Raw genomic sequence first — 19,547 nt, forward strand, 5'->3', positions numbered from 1 at the left:
TCCAATGCTTTTTACATGATGCTTTCTACATATAGTGCCCTAAAAACGAACCCTTAATGTAAAAAATCACCGTTTTTTTACATTAAGGGTTCGTTTCTTGGTGTCTAAATGTACCTTGCTGGCGATTTTCCCCCTACCGCGTTACCCTTAGCGCCTCGGCTTCAACCCCGCTACGGCACACGCGCCCGCGATGAAGGACAGCGCCACCAACCACGGAATCAGCCCTGCCCACTCGAAGCGACTGAACACCATGCCGGATACCCAACCGACAATGGACGAACCCGCGTAGTAGCTGAACAGGTACATCGATGATGCCTCGGCGCGGTCGCGCTGCGCCACCAGGCCCACCCCGGACGAGGACAGCGAGTGGGCCACAAAGAACGATGCCGTGAACACGAGCACGCCCACGATCAGCGCGGGCAGCCACGGCAGCAGCGCCAGCCCCAGGCCCACGCACGCGGCCAGAGTCGCAATGGCGATGAGGCGACGGCGGCTCACCGTCTTCGCCCACACACCCGCGCGTGCCGACGACCACGTGCCAGACAGGTAGAGAATAAATACGAACCCTGCCAGTGCCGGGGAGAGCCCGAACTTATCGCCCAGTCGGAAGCCCAGGTAGTTGTACAGGGAGACAAACGCTCCCATAAACAGGAACGCCAGGGCGCACAGCGCCAGGATGCGCGGGTCGCGCAAGTGTCGCGCAATGGCCTGCCCCTCCCCTGCAAACGACAGTTTCTTCGGCTTAAACCTGCGCTGTTGCGGCAGAAAGTACCAGGTCAGGATGGCGAAGATGAACGCCACCGTCGCCGAGACCGCAATCGCCACCCGCCAGGAGGCGAACTCCAGCACAATGGACGGAATGATACGGCCGAGCAGGCCACCGACCGTCGTGCCCGAGATATACAGCCCCATCACGCGACTGACGTGGTCGGCGTGGACTTCCTCACTGACATACGCCATAGCCACTGCGGGCACACCGGCAATGACAATGCCCTGCAACAGGCGCAGCGCAATCATCGAACCGATGCCCGGCGCGATTGACACCACGAGCCCCAGTAGCGTTGCCACAAATGCGCTGATGACGATGACGCGCCTGCGTCCAAAGCGTTCCGACAAAATGGACACCGGGATAATCGCACAGGCCAAGCCACCGGTGGTGGCGGATACCGTCAGCGCGGCGGTGGCGGGGTCGACCGATAGCTCGTCGGAAAGCGTGGGCAGTAGCGCCTGCGTTGCATAGAGCGCTTGGAACGATGCCAGGCCGGCGAAAAGCACAGCGATAAGCGCGCGACGGAATCCGGGATCTTCTGGCCGTAGTCCTTCGATCTGTTCGGGGTTTTCGTTAGCGCTAGTCACTTGTCCTAGGTTAGCCCTCCCTCCAAACCCCTCGCTGAATACACGGATTCAGAAAACCTTTTTAATTCGCCCGCGGTATCGCTTTTGTTTTATTAGTTTCGTAGGCATGACTACTTCTTCCGCACAGCCAAAGAGTCGCAACCACGACCGCGAGTACGACATCGTCGTCTACGGTGCCACGGGTTTCGTGGGCCGCTTGATTGTGGACTATCTGGCTAAACACGCCGGTCAGACGAAGGTGGCGCTTGCAGGCAGGAACGCTCAGAAGCTTGCCGACGTCGCGGAGAACGCAGGCGTATCGGACTGGCCGGTCATTGTTGCGGATGCCGCCGACCAGCCGGCGGTGGCTGAGCTTGCGGCCAGTACAAAGGTGGTGCTGACCGTTGTGGGGCCGTACGCGAAGTACGGTCGCACCCTGGTGGCCGAGTGCGCCAAGGCCGGTACTCACTACGTCGACCTGTGTGGCGAGGTGCTGTTCGTCCACGACTCCATCGCGAATAACCACGAGGTGGCGCAGCAGACCGGAGCGAAGATTGTCCACTCCTGCGGCTTCGACTCGATTCCTTCCGACGTCGCTGTCCGCGAGCTCCACGAGGCGGCCCACACCAAGCTCGGTGAGACAACCCTGCTGTTCAAGCACGTCAAGGGCGGTGTCTCCGGTGGCACCATCGATTCGGTCCGCGTCCAGCTTGCACAAGCCAAGAAGGACCCCAAGCTGCGTCGCATCATCGCGGATCAGTACGCCCTGGCTGAGCCGGGTCCCGACCAGGGTAAGTTCGGCGTCGACCTGCGCCCGGCGCGCTTCCGCCGCCACTGGCGAGCGCCCTTCTTCATGTCGCCGTTCAACACCCGCATTGTTCAGCGCTCGGCGATGCTGGCGGATTACGGTGATTCCTTCCGCTACCGCGAGCTACTCAATGTCGGCCGCGGTCCGAGAGCTTTCGTGCGCGCAAATATTTTCGCGGCTGTCTCTAGGTTGGCGCTGGCGGCGATGGCGTTCGGGCCGACGGCCAAGCTCATTGATAAGAAGCTGCCGAAGCCGGGCGAGGGCCCAAGCGCTGAAGAACAGGCCGAGGGACGCTTCACCATCGAGGCCTACACCGTCGATACTTCCGGTATTCACTGGCGTTCCAAGGTGTCTCTCGAGGAAGACCCCGGGTACGCGGGCACCGCGATCATGATTTCCAGCGCCGCCCTCGCACTCGTCCACGACGATCTGCCGGACGCTACCGGCGTGCTCACTCCTACTGTCGCGCTTGGCGACGCCCTGTCCCGCCGGCTCCGCGCGGGCGGCATGACCATTGAGGCGGTGCAGGCTCGATGATTGGCGGCCTGACCGGTGCTTTTGCGAATCTCACCCGCGGACCGAAACTGCCGAGTGTAGGTGGCGGCCGTGCGTTAGTGACCGGCGCTTCCTCCGGCATCGGTTGGGCATGCGCGGAGGCACTGGTCAAAGCCGGTTTCAAGGTCGTTGGCACGTCTCGCAGGGGCGCCGAGGCGCCGCACCCCGAGGGCGTGCAGATGGTGGCGCTCGACATGTCCAGCGCCGACGACATCGCTACTGTGGTCGCCCACGGGCCTTACGACGTCGTCGTCGCCAACGCCGGTGAGAGCCAGTCGGGCGCTTTCGAGGAGCTACCCCGCGAGGCGCTTGAGCGTCTCTTCCAAGTCAATGTTCTGGGGCAAGTGGAGCTGTTACAGCAGCTGCTGCCCGGCATGCGCGAGGCCGGTCGTGGCCGAATTGTGCTGGTTGGATCGATGCTCGGCGGGTTGCCGCTGTCCTACCGTTCTTCCTATGTGGCGACGAAGGCCGCTATCCGCGGCTTTGGGCTTTCGTTGCGCGGTGAAGTCGCGCAGTTCGGTATTGGGGTGACGGTTGTCGAGCCGGGTGCCATCAACACGGGGATTTCTACACGTCGGACGACGTATGGCGATGAGGGTTCCGTTTACGCTGCTGATGTCCACCGCATGCTGACGAAGTTGAATGCCAATGAGAAAGGTGGCATTCCCGCTTCTGAGATTGCTGAGGTGGTTATGCGCGAAGTGGCTGCCGAGCGACCTTTGGCTCTGGTGGCGCGGGGGTCGTCGGCAAGCGTTGCAGTGCCCTTCATGCGGCGAATCCCGACGCAAGCGATGTTGACCATCATGCGCCGGGTGCACGGGCTGCGGTGAGTTAATCGGCGACGGCGCGCATTTCGACTGCCTGCGCGCACGCCTCCGCGGCTTCGTGAGCCAGGTTGATGGCCTCTTGCTCGTCTGCGACTTGGACAATCCAAAAAGCTGACGGGAACGTCATCGCGTTGTAGTACGGCAGATCGCTATGTGAACCATCCGGCAGCACCGTCATGGCATCCTCCGGCGGTACCAGCCCGCCGGACATAACCCAGTGGCCTTCGTCCTGGAGCTTCTGATTGAAGCGTCCAATCCGTTCAAAGGCAGCGTGCATTTCCTCATCAGAGTCATACGCGTTGATATCTCTGCGGCCATGGACCGTGAAAAAGTACTGCACACCAAGCTCCTGGGTTTCGTTTTGCTAAGTGTAACAGATTGAGTGGGGATGGAACCGGGAATTTGTGAGGAATTTAGAGCTTTGGTTGAGCGTTTTTGCGGCCAGGGCCTAGTTCTCCTGTTGCGCAGCGGCGGCTCGCTGTGCCCTAATCTCCGCTACCTGCTGCTTGCGGGTATTGAAACCCATGCGCCACGGGGCGGCTAGACCTGACTCGGGGGCATGCGGGTTATCACGCCAAGATTTTCCCTCGTTGTAGGCCTGCGCGCCCTCACGGTATGCGGCGGACTGCTCAGTAAAGGTTGGATACGGCTGTTCGTCAGCCTGCCTGGCCTGCGCACCGACCGATTTCATTCTCGCGCGCAGTTCCTTGATTTTGCTCTTCACCCTTTCGTCATGCTGTTCCTGCTGCTCGGTGATCTCAGCGAGTGCCTGCTGCTCGGTGATGGGGTCGCACCAGTCTTCCTGACCGTCGTCTTTGTAGATACTGCCGCTGTGGTCCCAATACCTTGTCATGCGTTTACCCTCCTGAGTGTTTTTCATGGGTCTTACCACGCCGTTAGGTACAGGGAACCCGAAGGCGACAGAACCTACACTAACCTCTCCGCAGCTTCCGCCAGACCCAATCAACGATTACGAAGCCAACGAGAGTCACACCAAACAGTGGTGCAACCACCGAGTAGGCAATCAGCAATGCCACAACAGCCGCCGCAACACCCGGGCGAATGTCCCGCCAACGCGTCGGCGCCGGGAGCCTGCCAGGGCGGCCACCTCGACCGCGCCCAAACCACATGGCGTACCCGCGCACAATCATCGCCAACAAAGCGACACCGATCAGTGCCAGAACCAGCTGATTCACCCACCCGAACAGGATGCCCATGTGCGCGTTAATCAGCCATTCGGTCAGCTTCGCCGGCAGCGGCCAGTCCGCAAAATGAATCCGATCAACCATCGCTCCGGTCGAGCCGTCAACGGTGACGGTCTCAATGCCCATCCGCCATTCCTCGCGTGCTTCCTTGGCCATCCACACCGTGCCAGCTTCCGGTGGTGTCAGTTCGACTTTCCCGGACAGGCCCTCGGCACGTGCGAGGTTCATAACACTATCCGCCTCTGACCAGTCATAATTCGCTGGTGCAGTCGCAGTTATGGCTGGCTTCGGCGCGTACCAGTCCATCGTCTCGCGCAGCTTTGCGATGCCCGTTCCAGCCACCCACGACCACGTCAGGCCGGTGACGGTCAGGAACAAAAGTCCAACACTGACCGCCACGCCAACATTCGCGTGACGACGCATATGATGCGCCCTCTTACTTGTTCCCTGTGTCCGCTTGCGACGCGAACGGTCCCACCAGAGCCAGAGGCCACCAATGGCCAGTGCGCCCATCCAGGATGCTGCCGTCTCCGAGTAGAGGCGACCAAAGTTGCTATCAATCCAGAGTCTGCGGTGCCCTTCCGAGATCCACGCCCGCAGTGGCAGCGCCGCCGAGGAACCGTATTGCACCAGGTCACCCTTGATGCTCAAGTCGCCTGGGTCAACGAACACCGCATGTCGGTAGGACTCCGACTTCAGCTGCTCGTCATTGAACATGACTCGCGTTGTCTGCCCCGGCTTTTCCGGGACCTGCACTGCGGTTACCGGCAGGTTCGGGTGCACGCGCTGCGCGACCTCAACCTGCTTTTCCAGTGGTTGTGCGGGAAGGCTTGATGTTGCAGTTAGTTCTTCGTGGTAAACCACCTTTTCTATGCTCGGGGCGAGGGCATACGCCACGCCTGTGATAGCTGCAATAACAAGTAGTGGCGCAACGAGGATGCCTGCAACGACATGGATTCGGTGCAGTAATGCTCGTGGCCCACCATTTTTCTGAGTCTGTGCGACGGGGTTTGCGGCTGGCGTTCCAGCGGCATCGCCTGTGGCTATTGAAGTCATGCCTTATTAGTCGGACGAACTGCCCCAGTTGTTCCCCAGCAAGCTCACTTTTATTACTTCCAGGGGTAGCCATTCGGCCACGCGCCTCGTTGTCGGCCACCTTGTGCACAACTACTCGTCGTAAAGCCCGCGTACCCTCGAATACATGGCTTATCCAGACGTGTACCACGCCAATGACAACCGCTATGAGACGATGCCGTACAACCGCTCCGGCGGCACGGGGCTGAAGCTTCCAGCCATTACGCTGGGACTTTGGCATAACTTTGGTGATGACCGGCCGCTCGAGACGCAGCGTGAGATCCTGCGCACCGCGTTCGACCACGGCGTCACACACTTCGACCTCGCCAACAACTACGGCCCACCGCAGGGCTCTGCGGAGGCGAGTTTCGGTCGCATCATGGCCAAGGATTTCGCTCCTTACCGCGATGAAATGATCATTTCCTCCAAAGCCGGTTGGTACATGCAGGATGGTCCCTACGGCTTCGGCGGCTCGCGGAAGTACCTCGTGGCCAGCTGCGATGCCTCGCTGAAGCGCATGGGCCTGGATTATGTGGACATTTTCTACCACCACCGCCCCGACCCGGATACGCCTATCGAGGAAACCGTCGCCGCCCTCGACTTCCTCGTCCGCTCCGGTCGCGCGCTCTACGTCGGCGTGAGCTCCTACTCCCCCGAGCTCACTCGTCGCGCGCAGAAAATCGCCCGTGAGCTGGGCACACCGCTGACCATTCACCAGCCGAGCTACTCCATGTTCAACCGCTGGATCGAGGACGAACTGCTGGAAACCTGCGCCGATGAAGGCATGGGTGTCATCGCCTTTTCCGCGCTTGCGCAGGGGCTTCTCACCGACCGCTACTTGGATGGCGTGCCGGAATCCTCGCGTCTCGGGGCGCACAAGATGAACTCGGGGTTCCTCAACGACGACACGCTCACCGCCATCCGCGAGCTCAACGCCATTGCTTCACGACGAGGCCAGTCCCTGGCACAGATGGCCATCTCGTGGGTGCTCCGCCGTGACGAAGTGACCTCCGCCCTGATCGGCGCATCCTCGGTGGAGCAGCTGAAGAACAGCCTCGGCGCCCTGGAGGCTGCGCCGTTTAGCGATGAAGAACTCGCGGAGATCGACAAGTGGGCCGTCGACCGCGGGATTAATCAGTGGCAGGGCGCTACGGAGTCTGTGTAGGGAGCTCATCGAGCGCCGGCAGCACATATTCAATCAGCTCATCAATCTGCTCTTCCGCATCCCGTTTGGAGGTGCGGAAGTTGATGCTGACGTGATTGATGCCGAGCTGTCGCTGGGATTGCAGCAGTTCAATGAGCTTGTTGCGACCAAGGCGGTACCCGAAGTGGCCGCCCTGCGCGGGGGCGTCGGGATCTTCATGCAGGTCAATCCACAGTGATTCCAGGAATGGTTTGAACACGTCCTCACCGCACTCCTGAGCCACAGCCTCCTGCCAGTTGGCGATGTTTTTCTTCTGCATCTCCAGGCCCTTGTGGTACATGAACCACCCGTCGGTATGCGCGGCCTTCCACTCCAGGCTCTGCTGACAGGAGCCAGTGGCCAACAGCGGAACTCGGCGTGCCAGTGGCTTGGGCACCACATCGGATCCGCCCATCTTGCCCTCGGACCAGCGGATGGGCCGGTAGCTAGTACTGAGGGCCTTTTCATAGACCTCGATATGCTCGCGGAAGCGCTCACCGCGCTTGCCTTTGTCCTGGTTAAAGGCGGGGAACTCCTCGGGTCGGTCACCGGTGGCAACGCCAAAGAGGAAACGGCCGTCGGAAAGCCTGTCCAGTGTGGCAGCGCGCTTGGCCATCACCAGCGGATGCTGGAAGGGCACGACGACTGCACCGGTGCCGAGCGCGATATCGGTGGTGTGTGCGGCGATGTAGCTGAGGTACATCCAGGGGTCGTAGACCTGGCCGACGTCGCCAAATGTTTCCACGCGCAGCGGGATGTCGCGTGCCCAGACCGCCGCGATGCCTGCGCGTTCGACTTTCTGAATCAGCCGAATCTGGTTGCTCAGCGCGTCCCTGGGCTCGGCTTCGGCGTCCTGCTCGATGGGCAGACTGAGCCCCACAGTTAGCCTGCCCGGCGCGAATGTGCGCTGGTAACCGGGCAGTTCGTCAATGGGCTTGTCCGAAAGATCAAACAACGAGCTCATGGTGTTTAACGGTAGTACAGCTTGAGCCACGGCACCCGCAGTTAAGCTGGAACCATGCTTGAGGATGTCATCATCGTCGGTGGCGGCCAAGCTGCCCTCGCTACCGCCTATTACTTGCACAAACGCGGCATTGATCCGCTCATTCTGGACAATCAGCCCGCTCCCGGCGGCTCCTGGCGCAATGTCTGGCCCTCACTGACGCTCTTTTCCACCCCGGACTTTTCCAACCTTCCGGGCATCCAGATGCCCGATTATGACGGCTTCCCGCCCGCTTCCCATGTGATTGATTACCTCAGCTCCTACGAAAAGCGCTACGAACTGCGCGTTCAGCGTCCGGTTAACGTCACCCATGTCACCCACGACGGCACCTTCCGCCTCACCAGCGATGCCGGCGACTTCGAATCCCGACAGCTCATCGCCGCCACCGGCAACCGGCCCTTCGTCCCGTATTACCCCGGCACGACCTCCGCGAAACAGTGGCATTCGGCCAACTACCCAGGTCCCGAGCCATTCGAAGGCTCCCGCGTTGCCGTTGTCGGCGCGGCGAACTCCGGCGCCCAAATAGCCTCTGAACTGGTGCTTTCCGGCATCGACACCACCTGGTTCACCCGCCACGAACCACGCTGGATGCCCGACGACGTCGACGGCCGCGTCCTGTTCAAACGCTACCGCCAGGGCGCCACCGACAGCATTGGCGACATCGTTGCCCTACCGCCCGTCCGCAAAGCCCGCGACTCCGGCGCACTCACCTGGACACCCATGTTTTCTTCGCTTGACGACGTCCACGCGGACCACCTCATCTGGTGCACCGGTTTCCGCCCAGCGCTCGACCCTTTCCGCAGCATCGACTCTGACCTCATCGAGTTCGTCGGCTACGGCGACTGGGTTGGCCCCGGTGCCGCCACGATCATGGGTGTTGGCCCCTTTGCTAAGCGCGCGGCCGAGCGGGTGGCTGCCCGTCTGTCAGCATGACCTGCATCAACAGCATGTCCAACCATCGCCCGTTCTTCGTCCCCACCTGCGGCAGTAGCCCAACACGCTGGAAGCCGTACTTTTTGTGCAGCGCAATCGACCCCTCGTTGCTGCCTTCAATCGCCGCAACCAAGACATGCTTTCCCGCCTCGCGAGCAGCATCGATGGTCGCGCTTAACAGTGCGCCTCCAATTCCCCTGCCTTGAAAGTTCGGATGCACGTAGATGGAGTTTTCCACCGTGTACTGAAACCCGTCGAAGTCACGGAAATCGCTAAAGGTGGCATATCCAGCGACTTCGTCGTCAAGCGTGGCGACGAAAACCGGGTAGCCCTTGTCCCAGTGCGCCTCCATCCATGCGATGCGAGTCTCCGCACTGACCGTGTCATCGTTCCAGATGGCGACGGTGTTGATTACGGCTTCGTTGTAGATCTCCGCGATTGCCGCGGCGTCCTCCCGCGTTGCCTGTCGGATGATCATGGTTTTGCTCCCCGCTGTCTGCGCTGTTTCTGTGCTGTTTTCTACAGCTCCGCTTTTATGAAAGCGAGATTACCAAGCTTTCGTTTTCGAACGGGTGTTTTATTTGTATTTTGGTACGCCACCCCGCGAACAACCCACAAACACCCAGGTAAAATGTGCTTTTATAGTCGGCTAACCATCTTCGAAAACTCCTCAAAATTCTCTTTCATTTCTCTTTACAAGTCAGAAAAGCGTCTGTAAGATAGCAAGTAAGTTCGAAAGAAAACCGACAACCATTGGAGCACCAGGGGGATCCAATGAAGTCCGAACAAGTACCCGAACCATATTGGGCTCATGAAAATCCTGAAGATGAGCTCTCAGCACTCGCGCGGGCTACCAACCGCGCTCAACTTGAGTTAATTGAAGCCTGCTGCCCTGCAGGTGATGATGACGTTGAAAACCATGCCGCTCGCATCAGCGTTCGGTTGGGAATCACTCGCAGTGAGGCACTACGTATCTGTGACATTGGCCTGTTGCTGGAGAAAATGCCACAGTTGGCGGAATATGCCCGGGAAAGCTGCGCACTGTCCATGCGGCAACTCGGCATCATTGCACATGGCGTGGTCGGCATCGAGCCTGATCAAATACCCGATGCAGAGAAGAAGATTCTGGCATTGGTTACGCCACGGAAGCGTCGTCAAGCAATGATTGGTCCTCGCACTCTCACCACCAAAATTGGTGATATTGCTGCGGACTTGGATGACCGTGCTCGCGCCGACGGCACAATTCCCACCATCACCGACACGGAATCGGTGACTCTCGTGGAACGTCCCGACAGCTACTCCCAAATCATTCTCACCCTGCGGCCGGACCGCGCCTATTTTGCCATGTGCGCAATTGAAACGGTCTTCCGCGCGAATGAGGAAATGACGCAGGCGGATGCATTTGTGGAACTCATCCACCAGCGCACCAATGCGGAAGTTGTGCTCAATGTTTTCCGCGAGCCCCACAGTGATGATGCCTGGCTGGACGGTGCCGGCTGGCTAGGCGCGCTGGTCACGGAGGAGTGGATGCAAAAAGTGACGCATGTCCGCCTCTCAGCAGACAGCGCCACCAATGGTTACCGTCCAACTCCAGCGCAGGTCGCCCGCGTCCACGGTCGCGATGGAACATGTCGCTTCCCCGGCTGCGAAGTCCCAGCGTACAAGTGCGATATTGACCATATCGCGCCGTACAACCAGGAAGACCCCGAAGCCGGTGGCCCCACCGACACACAGAATCTGCACTGCCTATGCAGGAAGCACCACAACCTGAAAACCCACAAGCTCTGGGATATCACCGCTTATGAGGACGGCTCAGAGGTGTGGTCCTCTGCCGACGGTATTACCGCGGCGACCGTCCCGGCCGGACCATTAGCCGGGTTCGGGCGACAGACATTTGACAAACGCGCTACCCAGAAGACGAAAGCACGCCATGACCACTACATGAAGTGGTGGCTGTCATTCGCGGCTGTGCCAGATCTGGTCTTTGATGATGGGGAGGATTAACCCAGCGGGCCACCGCAGTTCGGCCATGCGCCAGCACCCTGGGAGGCAAGCACGCGCTCGCCAATCTCAATCTGCTGCTCCTTAGTGGCCTGGTCAGCTGTCGGTGCGTACTGGTCACCGCCGTGGCCACTCCAGGTCTGCTGCGAGAACTGCAGTCCGCCGTAGTAGCCGTTACCGGTATTGGTCTGCCAATTTCCGCCGGACTCACATGCCGCAACCTGATCCCAGGCGCTGACTGATGCAGCGTTAGCGGCGGCGGTCGGGGCAGCAATCATGCCTGCTGCCACAGCGGCGGATGCGATGAACTTACCGGAAAAACGCATAAAAAGAGAACACTCCTAAAGGGTTGACTTTTCTCTTGGGCGACCAACCTACGCGCACCCTCCCCCGTCCTGTCAACCCGTATCCTGGAAAGCATGTCCGTGGCAGATGTCGTCCGCAAGACCGAGAGAAGGATCAACGCGCTGGCCGCCAAGCGTTCCAAAAACGCTGGTTGGGAACCGGAAATCATCGGTTTCACCGGGTACGGAAATGCAGAGCGCGTGCGCGTATTCGGCCGTGTCCTCCTGAAGGATCCGGCCAAAAAACGAGACGAAGAACGAAACAAAAAACGCGGATTTTGGCAGTTCTTTACCGTCGAACTCGCGGACTTTCCCGTCACCATCACTGCCGGCGACCGCACGGTGGAAACCACCACGGATAGCAACGGCTATATCGAGGTACTAATCAGGAATCACGGCCTCGAACCCGGCTGGCACGAAATTACCATCAACGACACTCCTGCAGAGGTCCTCATCCTCTCCCCGGAGACCAAATACGGCATCGTCTCCGATATTGATGACACCGTGTTGGTCACCATGCTGCCGCGCGCCCTCATCGCCGCCTACAACTCCTGGGTCAAGGAGACAGACGAGCGCAAGGCCGTCGCTGGCTTCAGCGAGTTTTATGCGCAGCTTCGCCGTCGTTACGCGAGCAAAACCGACGAGGACACGGACGTCCCCGTCATCTATCTCTCCACCGGAGCGTGGAACACCTTCAGCACCCTAAAAAAGTTCCTGCACCGCAACAACCTGCCGAAGGGCCCACTGCTTCTCACCGATTGGGGGCCAACGCCCACCGGCCTGTTCCGCTCGGGCAAGGAACACAAGAAGGTGCGACTTCGCGACCTGTTTATTGACTTCCCCGAAATCAACTGGATTCTCGTCTGCGATGATGGCCAGTACGACCCGCTCATCTACGGCACGGCCGCGGCGGAGCATCCGGACAAGGTCGCGGCAATCGCAATCCGCAACCTCACTCCCAGCGAGCACGTGCTCTCTCACGGCACGGCGGTGCCAATTGAAAAGTTGGAGAACAAGGAGGTCCCGTTCATCGAGGGCGCCGACGGCTATGAACTGCTCAAACAGATTGACCAGCTGCCGCAACCATGATCTATCTCCGTCATGCCCGTATTCACGATGATGCCGAGCTCCCGGCGTACGTCGTAAAGCTCGCGCTGCCCTTCCCCATGACCTTCACCACGCCGATTACCATCCTGACCGGCGAAAACGGCAAGGGAAAGTCGACGGTGCTGGAGGCGTTGGCATCGGCGATGGGGGTCGATACAGACGGCGGCTCGCGATACAAGACGCAAGAGCGCACCTCCCCGGTCCCACTGGCGCTGACCAGGCGCAATCCCCCGGATACGTTTTTCTTTCGCGGCGACGCGCACCTGAACCTCGCGCGCTATTACGAGTCGCTTGGGCAGCTACCAGGTGGCAGAGAAATGGCAGACCTCACCCAGATGAGCCACGGCCAATCCATCATGACGCTGGCCGAACGCCGCTTCAGCGCCGAATCACTGATCTTCCTCGACGAACCCGAGGCCGGACTGTCGGTCCTACGCCAACTGGAGCTCCTCGGCCGCCTCGGCGCGCTCGCGGAAGCCGGCGCACAGATCATCATGGCGACGCATTCCCCCATCCTGCTCGCCGCACCGGAAGCAACAATCATTTCGCTTGACGACGCCGACACCACCCACTTCGAAGACACCCTCGCGGTACGGGCAACCAGGGATTTCCTAGCCGATCCCGTCGGCATCGCGGACTACATGGTGGAGCGTTTTACTTCGGATTCTTAAGCCCCAGCGCCGCCACGACACCCAGGGCCGACAGTGCCACCGGTAACCACATCGCGTCACTCATGGCGGTGGTGAAGTCGCCACGGTTGCTGCTGAGAGCTGCGGCCATGACGGTAGCAATCAGCGCGCTGCCCAGCACACTGCCAATCTGGCGGATGGTGTTGTACACACCGGAGGCGGCACCGGCGAGGGACGGGTCGATGTTGCGAGTAGCAGCCGTCGACAGCGTGCCCCAAATAAACGCGTTTGCCACACCGAATGCGGCGCCCGGCAGTAGCAGCCACAGCACGGAGAGGTCCTCGTGGATGAGGTAGTGGAACCCGAGCATGCCCACCAGCGAGGACCCAAAACCGATCAGCGCGAACTCGCGGAACTTCAGCCGGTCCAGCATTCGCCCAGTCCATGGCGCCATGACACCGGAAATGAGCGCCTGCGGCACGAGCAGTAGTGAGGCCTGGATGGTCGATAGGTCGCGGGCATTCTGGGCGAAGAGGATGATCGGGAAACCAACCGCGACCACCAGCGCGCCCATCACGGCAATGGCCAGCGAGGAGATGGTGAAGTTGCGATCCTTAAAAAGGGACAGCGGCATCAGCGGTTCGGCCGTCGTCTTGGCCTCCCACGCGGTGAATAGTCCAAGAACCACCACGCCACCGGCAATCAGTGCCCAGATCCAACCGGACCAGCCGGCACTCTCCCCCTCCTGAATGCCGAAGACCAGCAGGAACATACCAATCGCGCTGAGTACAACACCGAGATAATCAATCTTGTTGCGGTGTGTCTCAAATGTCGGCAGATAGCGGAACGCAAAAACGAGCCCGATCAGCCCAATCGGCACATTAATGAGGAAAATCCAGCGCCAACTCAGCAGCTCAATCAACACACCACCGGCCAGCGGCCCCGTCAGCGAGGCAATTCCGGCCGCCGCACCCCACAGGCCCATCGCCGCACCGCGATGCGCCGGCGGAAACATCTGCGTAATCAGCGCCATCGTCTGCGGCGTCAGCAGCGCGGCCCCCAGTCCCTGCACCACACGGGCAATGATCAGCATGCTTAACGACGGCGCCAACCCACACGCCAGCGACGCCAACACGAAGATAACCAGGCCCGCTACATAGGTGTGCTTGACTCCCCAGAGGTCACCAAGCCTGCCGGTAATAAGCAACGGCACAGCATAGGCCAGCAGATAACCACTGGTCACCCACATGACCTGGTTGAGCTCACCGCCCAGTTCATGCTGGATGGTGTTGATGCCAACAGTGACAATGGTGGCGTCGACCAGAATCATGAAGAAGCCGAGCAAAACGGTCCATAGCGCTGGCCACGCCTTTTTGGGATCAAACTGAGTATTCAAATCTGTAGCCACTCGGAGTCATGTTAGTTGATGGCTCGGGTGTTAGTTGATGGCACAGTAAAATCCAGGCCATGGCTGTTCAGCATATGACCGATGAAACCACCGCCGAGTTCTTCGCCAATCACCTCTCGCGGGTAGATGATGACACGCAGCGCACTGTCGCTCTCGAAGTGTTGGAATGGGTTCACGAAAAGTACCCGGAACTCGGCGTTCGCAACGCTTGGAATCAGCCGATGTTCACGCTCGATGGCACTTTTATCATCGGTTTCTCCTACGCCAAGAAGCACATGGCGATTGCCCCGGAACGCGCAGGTATTGAAAAGTTCGCCGACGACTTCGATGCCCGTGGCCTCTCCTACGGAAAAATGATGGTCCGTTTCCCCTGGCCAAAGGACGGCAAGGCCGAGTCCATGCCGCTGGACCTGCTGGCCAAGATGATTGAGTTCAACATCGAGGACAAGCGCGGGATGACCAAGTTTTGGCGATAGGCCCAACACCAGGCTCACACCGAGGCCACCTACATCGCTAAATCCGCCAGGGCATCCTCATCAATAATGGCCGTCCACCTTCTGCCCGAATCGATGATGCCCTCGCGCTTCCACTTACTCATCACCCGCGAGACCGACTCCGGCGTGGAATCAGCAAGACCGGCGATATCCGCCCTGGTCAGCGGCACATCCAGCACTAAGCGGGGTCCTTCACGGCGGCCCACTTTCTTCGCAAGATGCAGCAACGCCCGCGCAACGCGCTGAGGTACAGGCTCCACCGACTTCGAAATTCGCGTGAGCTAGGCGCGCGGCGACGTCGTCAAGCACGCGCAGCGCGATGGGCGGATACGTCGTCAGCACCGAACGGAATTCGTCGGGGCCGATCGTGAGCAGGCACGTGTCCACCAGCGCTTCGGCCGATTCCAGGTGATACGGCTCGCCGAGAGACCCCAGCGCACCGAACAACTCGCCGGAGACCACGATGTCGCTGATCCACTCCGCCCCATCGGCACCACTGCGCGTCAGCTTCACGCGCCCCACCGCCACAACATAGAGCGCATCGGCAGACTCACCGGCGGTATAGATGCGCTCGCCAGCCGAAAAACTCACCGTCCGCATCTGCTTATCGACGTCATCGAGGACATCCTCACCGAGACCAGTGAAGTACGAAGCATGCGATAACGCCGCCATTCGCACTGGTCGCGGGCATTGATGCGGCAATTCAACGATGCGCAGCGGAGTTCTTTTCGACATATTTCAACTTTATTTCCGTTAATTGACGGCCGTCATGTTACTTCCTGCAAATCCTTCATACCTTAAGAGTCACAGAGGCAAAGTCACACGGACAAAGCCCAGCTCACAGGAAGGAAATACCATGACCACCCACTCCACTTTCCGCGCCGAAGGTTTCAGCTGCCCGTCCTGCGTTAAGAAGATCGAAAACCAGGTTGGTGCCATGAACGGTGTCGACAGCGTCGAGGTGAAGTTCGCCTCCAGCCGCATTGAGGTTGATCATGCGGACTCGGTAAGCCGCGACGACATCATCGCTGAAATTGGCAAGGCCGGTTACAAGGCCACTTACTCCGCCTTCTAACTAACCCACCTAAACCGACTGACTACCTGACAAGGAAATTGAATGTTCAAACGTGTGGCAGTCTCGGGCGTCACTATTGCACTAGCGCTCGTGCTTGAACATGCCACTAACGCAAGTGCAATGTACTCCGACGGGTTGATGATTGTTGCCGCAATCATCGCCGGTCTGCCAATCCTCATCAGTGCGATTCGTGCTCTGAAGGTCAAGAATATTTCGATTGACCTGCTGGTTTCTATCGCCGCCATCGGTGCGATCTTTGTAGGAAACTACTGGGAGGCCGCAGCAGTGACCTTCCTGTTCGCCCTCGGTCACGCGCTGGAAACCCGCACGATGAACAAAACTCGGGCAGCGCTGTCCGAGCTGATTGAGGTCGCCCCCGAGACCGCCACCGTTATCCGCGACGGCCAGGAGGTCGAAGTGGATCCGGGGCAGGTACAGCCAGAAGAAATTGTCGTCGTGAAGCCCGGCGCGACGGTGCCCGTTGACGGTGTCGTGCGAACAGGCGTGGCGACCATCAACGAATCGTCCATCACCGGTGAATCCATCCCGGCGGAAAAGGGCGAGGGTGACCAGGTCTACGCCGGTACGGTGTCGACCTCGGGCGCGATTCACGTAGAAGCAACAGGCATTGGCTCCGATACAACCCTTGCGCGGATCATTCGCCGTGTTGAGGATACCCAAGATGCCAAGGCCAAGACGCAGACGTTCCTCGAGCGTTTCAGTACCTGGCACACGCCGGCAATCATCGTGTTGGCACTGGTCACTGGCCTGATTACACGTGATGTCACGCTGGCGCTGACGCTGCTTGTCGTCGGCTGCCCAGGCGCACTGGTGATTTCGATTCCGGTGGCTATCGTCGCCGGTATCGGCCGCGGCGCCCGCTCCGGCCTGCTGATTAAGGGCGGCGAATACCTCGAGACCGCCGCGCGCATCGATGCCGTGGCACTGGATAAAACCGGCACATTGACCTCCGGCACGCCACAACTTGTCGATGTCCTCGTCCCCGCCACCGTCCCCAGCACCTCCAAGGACGAAGTGCTGCGTCTCGCCGCGGCAATCGAGACCTACTCCGAACACCCACTGGCCGGCCCCATCGTCGAGTTCGCCGATGGCACCCCCGCCACCGATGTCGAACCGATCACCGGCCGCGGCATCGTCGGCACCGTCGAAGGCAAGCGCGTCGCCGTGGGCAATCGTTCATTGCTTAACGACGACCACTTGCTCGACATCGCAGCGGAACAGGAGCAGCTCGGCCGCACGGCCATGTTCGTCACGGTCGATGGCCGTGGAGTCGGTGTCATCTCGGTGGCGGACTCAATCCGCGAAGATGCCAAGGAGATGGTTGACGAGCTCCACGCCGCTGGTATGAAGAAGGTTGTCATGCTCACTGGTGACGCGCAGCGAGTCGCCGAAGCTGTCGCCCGCGAGGTCGGCATTGATGAGGTCCACGCCGGCCTACTGCCGGAGGACAAGCAAGCGGTGATTGAAAAGCTGCAGGCAGAGGGCTACACAGTCGGCATGGTTGGCGATGGTGTCAACGATGCCCCGGCTCTGGCGACGGCCAATACCGGTATCGCCATGGGTGCGGCTGGTACGAGCGTGGCCATTGAAACGGCCGACATTGCGCTGATGCGTGATGACATGCTCGCACTGCCCCAGGCCATTCGCCTGGCCAAGAAGACCGTGCGCATCATGCGCCAAAATATTGTGGTCTCGCTGCTGACAGTGGTCGCCCTGATGTCGGGCATCTTCGCCGGTGATGTCACCATGGCGATCGGCATGCTGGTCCACGAAGCCTCGGTGCTGCTGGTGATTGTCAACGCCATGCGCCTGCTGCGGGCTTAGGTTGGGTTAGGTCGCGTTTGGGCGGGTTACGCAGCCAATGGGGCCAACGGGGTTAACGGAGCCGCGCCGTTCCAGCACTCTGCCCACGCATCCGACGACTTATGGCCACGCTATTCACCTATCGATGCGCTACAGCGTGTCCACAAGTGAATAGCGCATCGACAAGTGAAAGAGCCTGGCCCACAGCGTGCGCATAAGTGCCGAAAAAGCATCGATAAGTCAGGAGAATACATCGATAAGTCCCCGAAACCTGGCCATAAGTGCCGGACAGGGTTAAAGGAGAGTTAAAGGACAAGCCAACAACGTCAGCTCAGCATCTGCCTCTGCTTCAACCCAAGCCCGGGTTAAGTAAAGAAAAGTGTGTCCGCATGCCACCATAACCCCAGACCACACACCACAAATCACCAAAGAATAGCTCCCCGAAAGCTATTACCCACACCATCCCGCACCTCCGGCCACATTTGTGCTAACCGCACACCGGTTGGATTAAAGGATGACCACCAACCGCCCCAGCTGCCCACTATGCGGCAACAACACAAAGAAAAACGGCACCACCAGCAAATCAACCACCCGTTGGCGCTGCACCCACTGCGGACACTCCTTTACCCGCAACACCCAAACCCACAACAAAAACACCGCCACCATGGCTTTGTTCATCCAATGGGCCACCGGCACCCAATCTCTAACCACCTTCGCCGCACACCATGGCGTAACCAGGCAAACCATGCACCACCGATTCCGATGGTGCTGGTGGATCATCCCCACACCCACCATCGACTCATTCCGCATCCATGACCAAATCTTCCTCGACGCGACCTATCTAAAGTCCGGATGCCTCCTGATCGCAGCCAGTAAAACCCACGTCATCAACTGGACCTGGGCCAGACACGAAACCACCGCCGCCTACACCGAACTCCTACGCCCCATTGCCGCACCACTAATCGCAGTCACAGACGGCGGACAAGGTGCCCAATCAGCCATCCACCACTGCTGGCCAACAACACGCATCCAACGCTGCCTCGTCCACGCCCAACGAACAGTCCGCCGCCACACCACCAGCAACCCCCGCACCGATGCCGGCAAAACCCTCTACCGCCTAGCCCTGAAACTCACTCGCATCACCGACCTTGACCAAGCATCCACATGGGTCGCCCACCTGCACGAATTCGACCACACCTACCGGGAATGGATGAACGAGAAAACCACCATCAAAGACCCTGCTACCGGCGCCTACACCAAGGTCTACACCCACCAACGCGTCCGAGCGGCCTATCAATCATTGCTATCTCTGCACCGCAGAGACCTGCTGTTTACCTACCTGCAACCCCCACCAACAACCATCGACCCCGACAACCTTGCAGCAACAACAAACAGCCTCGAAGGTGGCATCAACGCCCCCATAAAAGAACTAGCCCGCAGACACCGCGGACTATCACTACCGCATCAACGCACAGTGATGGATTGGTGGCTGTATCTACATACAGAAGTCCCTGACGATCCGGTCAAGATCGCCAGGGACCAACGATGGGGTCAAGACGCACTTTCCACAGCAACAGACCTGATCACCCACAACACCACAGCCACTACCAATGACATCGGTGCACCAGCAGAATACGACACCGCCATCGACACCAGCTACCAACACAACCTCGGCATCCAAAAAGGCTGGATCAAATAACCGCAACACGCCCGGAAAAGACACACTTTTCTTTACTTAACCC

21 protein-coding genes are annotated in these 19,547 nt (G+C 59.7%); 11 read left to right on the forward strand and 10 right to left on the reverse strand.

Annotated elements, in window-relative coordinates; genetic code table 11:
- Positions 1-147: 147 nt before the first annotated feature.
- Positions 148-1,356: an MFS transporter gene (locus ADB02_RS04895; protein WP_049189830.1), complete on the reverse strand. Its 1,209-nt coding sequence runs from the start codon at positions 1,354-1,356 to the stop codon at positions 148-150.
- A 106-nt stretch (positions 1,357-1,462) separates the two neighbouring features.
- On the opposite strand from ADB02_RS04895, the gene ADB02_RS04900 reads away from it, so the two are divergent.
- Both ADB02_RS04900 and ADB02_RS04905 read left to right on the forward strand, forming a co-directional pair.
- Complete coding sequence (locus ADB02_RS04900) at positions 1,463-2,680, forward strand: saccharopine dehydrogenase family protein (RefSeq protein WP_049189832.1); 1,218 nt, start codon at positions 1,463-1,465, stop codon at positions 2,678-2,680.
- Positions 2,677-3,528 (forward strand): SDR family NAD(P)-dependent oxidoreductase, encoded by an 852-nt coding sequence (locus ADB02_RS04905; RefSeq protein ID WP_049189835.1) that lies wholly within the window; start codon positions 2,677-2,679, stop codon positions 3,526-3,528. The genes ADB02_RS04900 and ADB02_RS04905 overlap by 4 nt, the downstream gene beginning before the upstream one ends.
- Before the next feature lies 1 nt (position 3,529).
- On the opposite strand, the gene ADB02_RS04910 is transcribed toward ADB02_RS04905, so the two are convergent.
- The 3 genes from ADB02_RS04910 to ADB02_RS04920 all read right to left on the reverse strand — a co-directional run bounded on the left by ADB02_RS04910 (position 3,530) and on the right by ADB02_RS04920 (position 5,786).
- Entirely contained in the window at positions 3,530-3,865 is a 336-nt protein-coding gene (locus ADB02_RS04910) for a YciI family protein (protein ID WP_049189837.1), read from the reverse strand.
- Between the two features lie 108 nt (positions 3,866-3,973).
- Positions 3,974-4,378 carry a hypothetical protein gene (locus tag ADB02_RS04915; RefSeq protein WP_080969577.1) on the reverse strand — a complete coding sequence of 135 codons (405 nt, stop codon included), beginning with the start codon at positions 4,376-4,378 and terminating at the stop codon, positions 3,974-3,976.
- Between the two features lie 79 nt (positions 4,379-4,457).
- Positions 4,458-5,786 (reverse strand): PepSY-associated TM helix domain-containing protein, encoded by a 1,329-nt coding sequence (locus tag ADB02_RS04920; protein WP_049189840.1) that lies wholly within the window; start codon positions 5,784-5,786, stop codon positions 4,458-4,460.
- Between the two features lie 145 nt (positions 5,787-5,931).
- On the opposite strand from ADB02_RS04920, the gene ADB02_RS04925 reads away from it, so the two are divergent.
- Entirely contained in the window at positions 5,932-6,969 is a 1,038-nt protein-coding gene (locus ADB02_RS04925) for an aldo/keto reductase (RefSeq protein WP_049189842.1), read from the forward strand.
- Here ADB02_RS04925 and ADB02_RS04930 read toward each other — a convergent pair.
- On the reverse strand, positions 6,953-7,951 hold the full coding sequence (locus ADB02_RS04930) for an LLM class oxidoreductase (RefSeq protein WP_049172573.1): 999 nt from the start codon (positions 7,949-7,951) through the stop codon (positions 6,953-6,955). The genes ADB02_RS04925 and ADB02_RS04930 overlap by 17 nt on opposite strands.
- Before the next feature lie 54 nt (positions 7,952-8,005).
- On the opposite strand from ADB02_RS04930, the gene ADB02_RS04935 reads away from it, so the two are divergent.
- The gene (locus ADB02_RS04935; RefSeq protein ID WP_049189843.1) at positions 8,006-8,923 is read left to right on the forward strand and encodes an FAD-dependent oxidoreductase; all 918 of its coding nucleotides are present in this window, start codon (positions 8,006-8,008) and stop codon (positions 8,921-8,923) included.
- Here ADB02_RS04935 and ADB02_RS04940 read toward each other — a convergent pair.
- Complete coding sequence (locus ADB02_RS04940; protein ID WP_049172577.1) at positions 8,880-9,401, reverse strand: GNAT family N-acetyltransferase; 522 nt, start codon at positions 9,399-9,401, stop codon at positions 8,880-8,882. The genes ADB02_RS04935 and ADB02_RS04940 overlap by 44 nt on opposite strands.
- A 296-nt stretch (positions 9,402-9,697) precedes the next feature.
- On the opposite strand from ADB02_RS04940, the gene ADB02_RS04945 reads away from it, so the two are divergent.
- The gene (locus ADB02_RS04945; protein ID WP_049172579.1) at positions 9,698-10,927 is read left to right on the forward strand and encodes an HNH endonuclease signature motif containing protein; all 1,230 of its coding nucleotides are present in this window, start codon (positions 9,698-9,700) and stop codon (positions 10,925-10,927) included.
- On the opposite strand, the gene ADB02_RS04950 is transcribed toward ADB02_RS04945, so the two are convergent.
- Entirely contained in the window at positions 10,924-11,250 is a 327-nt protein-coding gene (locus tag ADB02_RS04950; protein WP_005511827.1) for a transglycosylase family protein, read from the reverse strand. The two genes, ADB02_RS04945 and ADB02_RS04950, sit on opposite strands and share 4 nt — an antisense overlap.
- Positions 11,251-11,343: 93 nt before the next feature.
- On the opposite strand from ADB02_RS04950, the gene ADB02_RS04955 reads away from it, so the two are divergent.
- The gene (locus ADB02_RS04955; protein WP_049172581.1) at positions 11,344-12,357 is read left to right on the forward strand and encodes an App1 family protein; all 1,014 of its coding nucleotides are present in this window, start codon (positions 11,344-11,346) and stop codon (positions 12,355-12,357) included.
- Positions 12,354-13,046, forward strand: coding sequence for an AAA family ATPase (locus ADB02_RS04960; RefSeq protein ID WP_049172583.1), 693 nt, complete (start codon positions 12,354-12,356; stop codon positions 13,044-13,046). The genes ADB02_RS04955 and ADB02_RS04960 overlap by 4 nt, the downstream gene beginning before the upstream one ends.
- Here the strand turns inward: ADB02_RS04960 and ADB02_RS04965 are convergent.
- Positions 13,030-14,412: a DHA2 family efflux MFS transporter permease subunit gene (locus ADB02_RS04965; RefSeq protein ID WP_049189846.1), complete on the reverse strand. Its 1,383-nt coding sequence runs from the start codon at positions 14,410-14,412 to the stop codon at positions 13,030-13,032. The two genes, ADB02_RS04960 and ADB02_RS04965, sit on opposite strands and share 17 nt — an antisense overlap.
- Positions 14,413-14,471: 59 nt before the next feature.
- Here ADB02_RS04965 and ADB02_RS04970 point away from each other — a divergent pair, with 59 nt between their 5' ends.
- Positions 14,472-14,888 carry an iron chaperone gene (locus ADB02_RS04970; protein WP_049189848.1) on the forward strand — a complete coding sequence of 139 codons (417 nt, stop codon included), beginning with the start codon at positions 14,472-14,474 and terminating at the stop codon, positions 14,886-14,888.
- A 29-nt stretch (positions 14,889-14,917) separates the two neighbouring features.
- On the opposite strand, the gene ADB02_RS11650 is transcribed toward ADB02_RS04970, so the two are convergent.
- Together ADB02_RS11650 and ADB02_RS04975 are read right to left on the reverse strand one after the other, a co-directional pair.
- A complete protein-coding gene (locus ADB02_RS11650) occupies positions 14,918-15,166 on the reverse strand; it encodes a helix-turn-helix domain-containing protein (protein ID WP_308314167.1) in 249 nt (82 codons plus the stop codon).
- Entirely contained in the window at positions 15,099-15,641 is a 543-nt protein-coding gene (locus tag ADB02_RS04975) for a Crp/Fnr family transcriptional regulator (RefSeq protein WP_206540534.1), read from the reverse strand. The genes ADB02_RS11650 and ADB02_RS04975 overlap by 68 nt, the downstream gene beginning before the upstream one ends.
- Positions 15,642-15,762: 121 nt before the next feature.
- On the opposite strand from ADB02_RS04975, the gene ADB02_RS04980 reads away from it, so the two are divergent.
- The 3 genes from ADB02_RS04980 (at position 15,763) to ADB02_RS04990 (ending at position 19,504) form a co-directional block, all read left to right on the forward strand.
- Positions 15,763-15,981, forward strand: coding sequence for a heavy-metal-associated domain-containing protein (locus ADB02_RS04980; protein ID WP_049189850.1), 219 nt, complete (start codon positions 15,763-15,765; stop codon positions 15,979-15,981).
- Between the two features lie 42 nt (positions 15,982-16,023).
- Entirely contained in the window at positions 16,024-17,826 is a 1,803-nt protein-coding gene (locus tag ADB02_RS04985) for a heavy metal translocating P-type ATPase (RefSeq protein ID WP_049189851.1), read from the forward strand.
- Positions 17,827-18,319: 493 nt separating this feature from the next.
- Positions 18,320-19,504: an IS256-like element IS3503 family transposase gene (locus ADB02_RS04990; RefSeq protein WP_011018353.1), complete on the forward strand. Its 1,185-nt coding sequence runs from the start codon at positions 18,320-18,322 to the stop codon at positions 19,502-19,504.
- The last annotated feature ends 43 nt before the right edge of the window (positions 19,505-19,547 follow it).

Source organism: Corynebacterium sp. 212_CJEI, assembly GCF_001055915.1.
In the GTDB taxonomy this organism is placed as follows: domain Bacteria; phylum Actinomycetota; class Actinomycetes; order Mycobacteriales; family Mycobacteriaceae; genus Corynebacterium; species Corynebacterium jeikeium_D.

Bases quoted from the DNA above. Each gene is read 5' to 3' on its own strand.
- ADB02_RS04900 (WP_049189832.1), top strand. From the start codon at position 1,463: ATGACTACTTCTTCCGCACAGCCAAAGAGTCGCAACCACGACCGCGAG.
- ADB02_RS04905 (WP_049189835.1), top strand. From the start codon at position 2,677: ATGATTGGCGGCCTGACCGGTGCTTTTGCGAATCTCACCCGCGGACCG.
- ADB02_RS04915 (WP_080969577.1), bottom strand. From the start codon at position 4,378: ATGACAAGGTATTGGGACCACAGCGGCAGTATCTACAAAGACGACGGT.
- ADB02_RS04920 (WP_049189840.1), bottom strand. From the start codon at position 5,786: ATGACTTCAATAGCCACAGGCGATGCCGCTGGAACGCCAGCCGCAAAC.
- ADB02_RS04925 (WP_049189842.1), top strand. From the start codon at position 5,932: ATGGCTTATCCAGACGTGTACCACGCCAATGACAACCGCTATGAGACG.
- ADB02_RS04930 (WP_049172573.1), bottom strand. From the start codon at position 7,951: ATGAGCTCGTTGTTTGATCTTTCGGACAAGCCCATTGACGAACTGCCC.
- ADB02_RS04935 (WP_049189843.1), top strand. From the start codon at position 8,006: ATGCTTGAGGATGTCATCATCGTCGGTGGCGGCCAAGCTGCCCTCGCT.
- ADB02_RS04940 (WP_049172577.1), bottom strand. From the start codon at position 9,401: ATGATCATCCGACAGGCAACGCGGGAGGACGCCGCGGCAATCGCGGAG.
- ADB02_RS04945 (WP_049172579.1), top strand. From the start codon at position 9,698: ATGAAGTCCGAACAAGTACCCGAACCATATTGGGCTCATGAAAATCCT.
- ADB02_RS04950 (WP_005511827.1), bottom strand. From the start codon at position 11,250: ATGCGTTTTTCCGGTAAGTTCATCGCATCCGCCGCTGTGGCAGCAGGC.
- ADB02_RS04955 (WP_049172581.1), top strand. From the start codon at position 11,344: ATGTCCGTGGCAGATGTCGTCCGCAAGACCGAGAGAAGGATCAACGCG.
- ADB02_RS04960 (WP_049172583.1), top strand. From the start codon at position 12,354: ATGATCTATCTCCGTCATGCCCGTATTCACGATGATGCCGAGCTCCCG.
- ADB02_RS04970 (WP_049189848.1), top strand. From the start codon at position 14,472: ATGGCTGTTCAGCATATGACCGATGAAACCACCGCCGAGTTCTTCGCC.
- ADB02_RS04975 (WP_206540534.1), bottom strand. From the start codon at position 15,641: ATGTCGAAAAGAACTCCGCTGCGCATCGTTGAATTGCCGCATCAATGC.
- ADB02_RS04980 (WP_049189850.1), top strand. From the start codon at position 15,763: ATGACCACCCACTCCACTTTCCGCGCCGAAGGTTTCAGCTGCCCGTCC.
- ADB02_RS04985 (WP_049189851.1), top strand. From the start codon at position 16,024: ATGTTCAAACGTGTGGCAGTCTCGGGCGTCACTATTGCACTAGCGCTC.
- ADB02_RS04990 (WP_011018353.1), top strand. From the start codon at position 18,320: ATGACCACCAACCGCCCCAGCTGCCCACTATGCGGCAACAACACAAAG.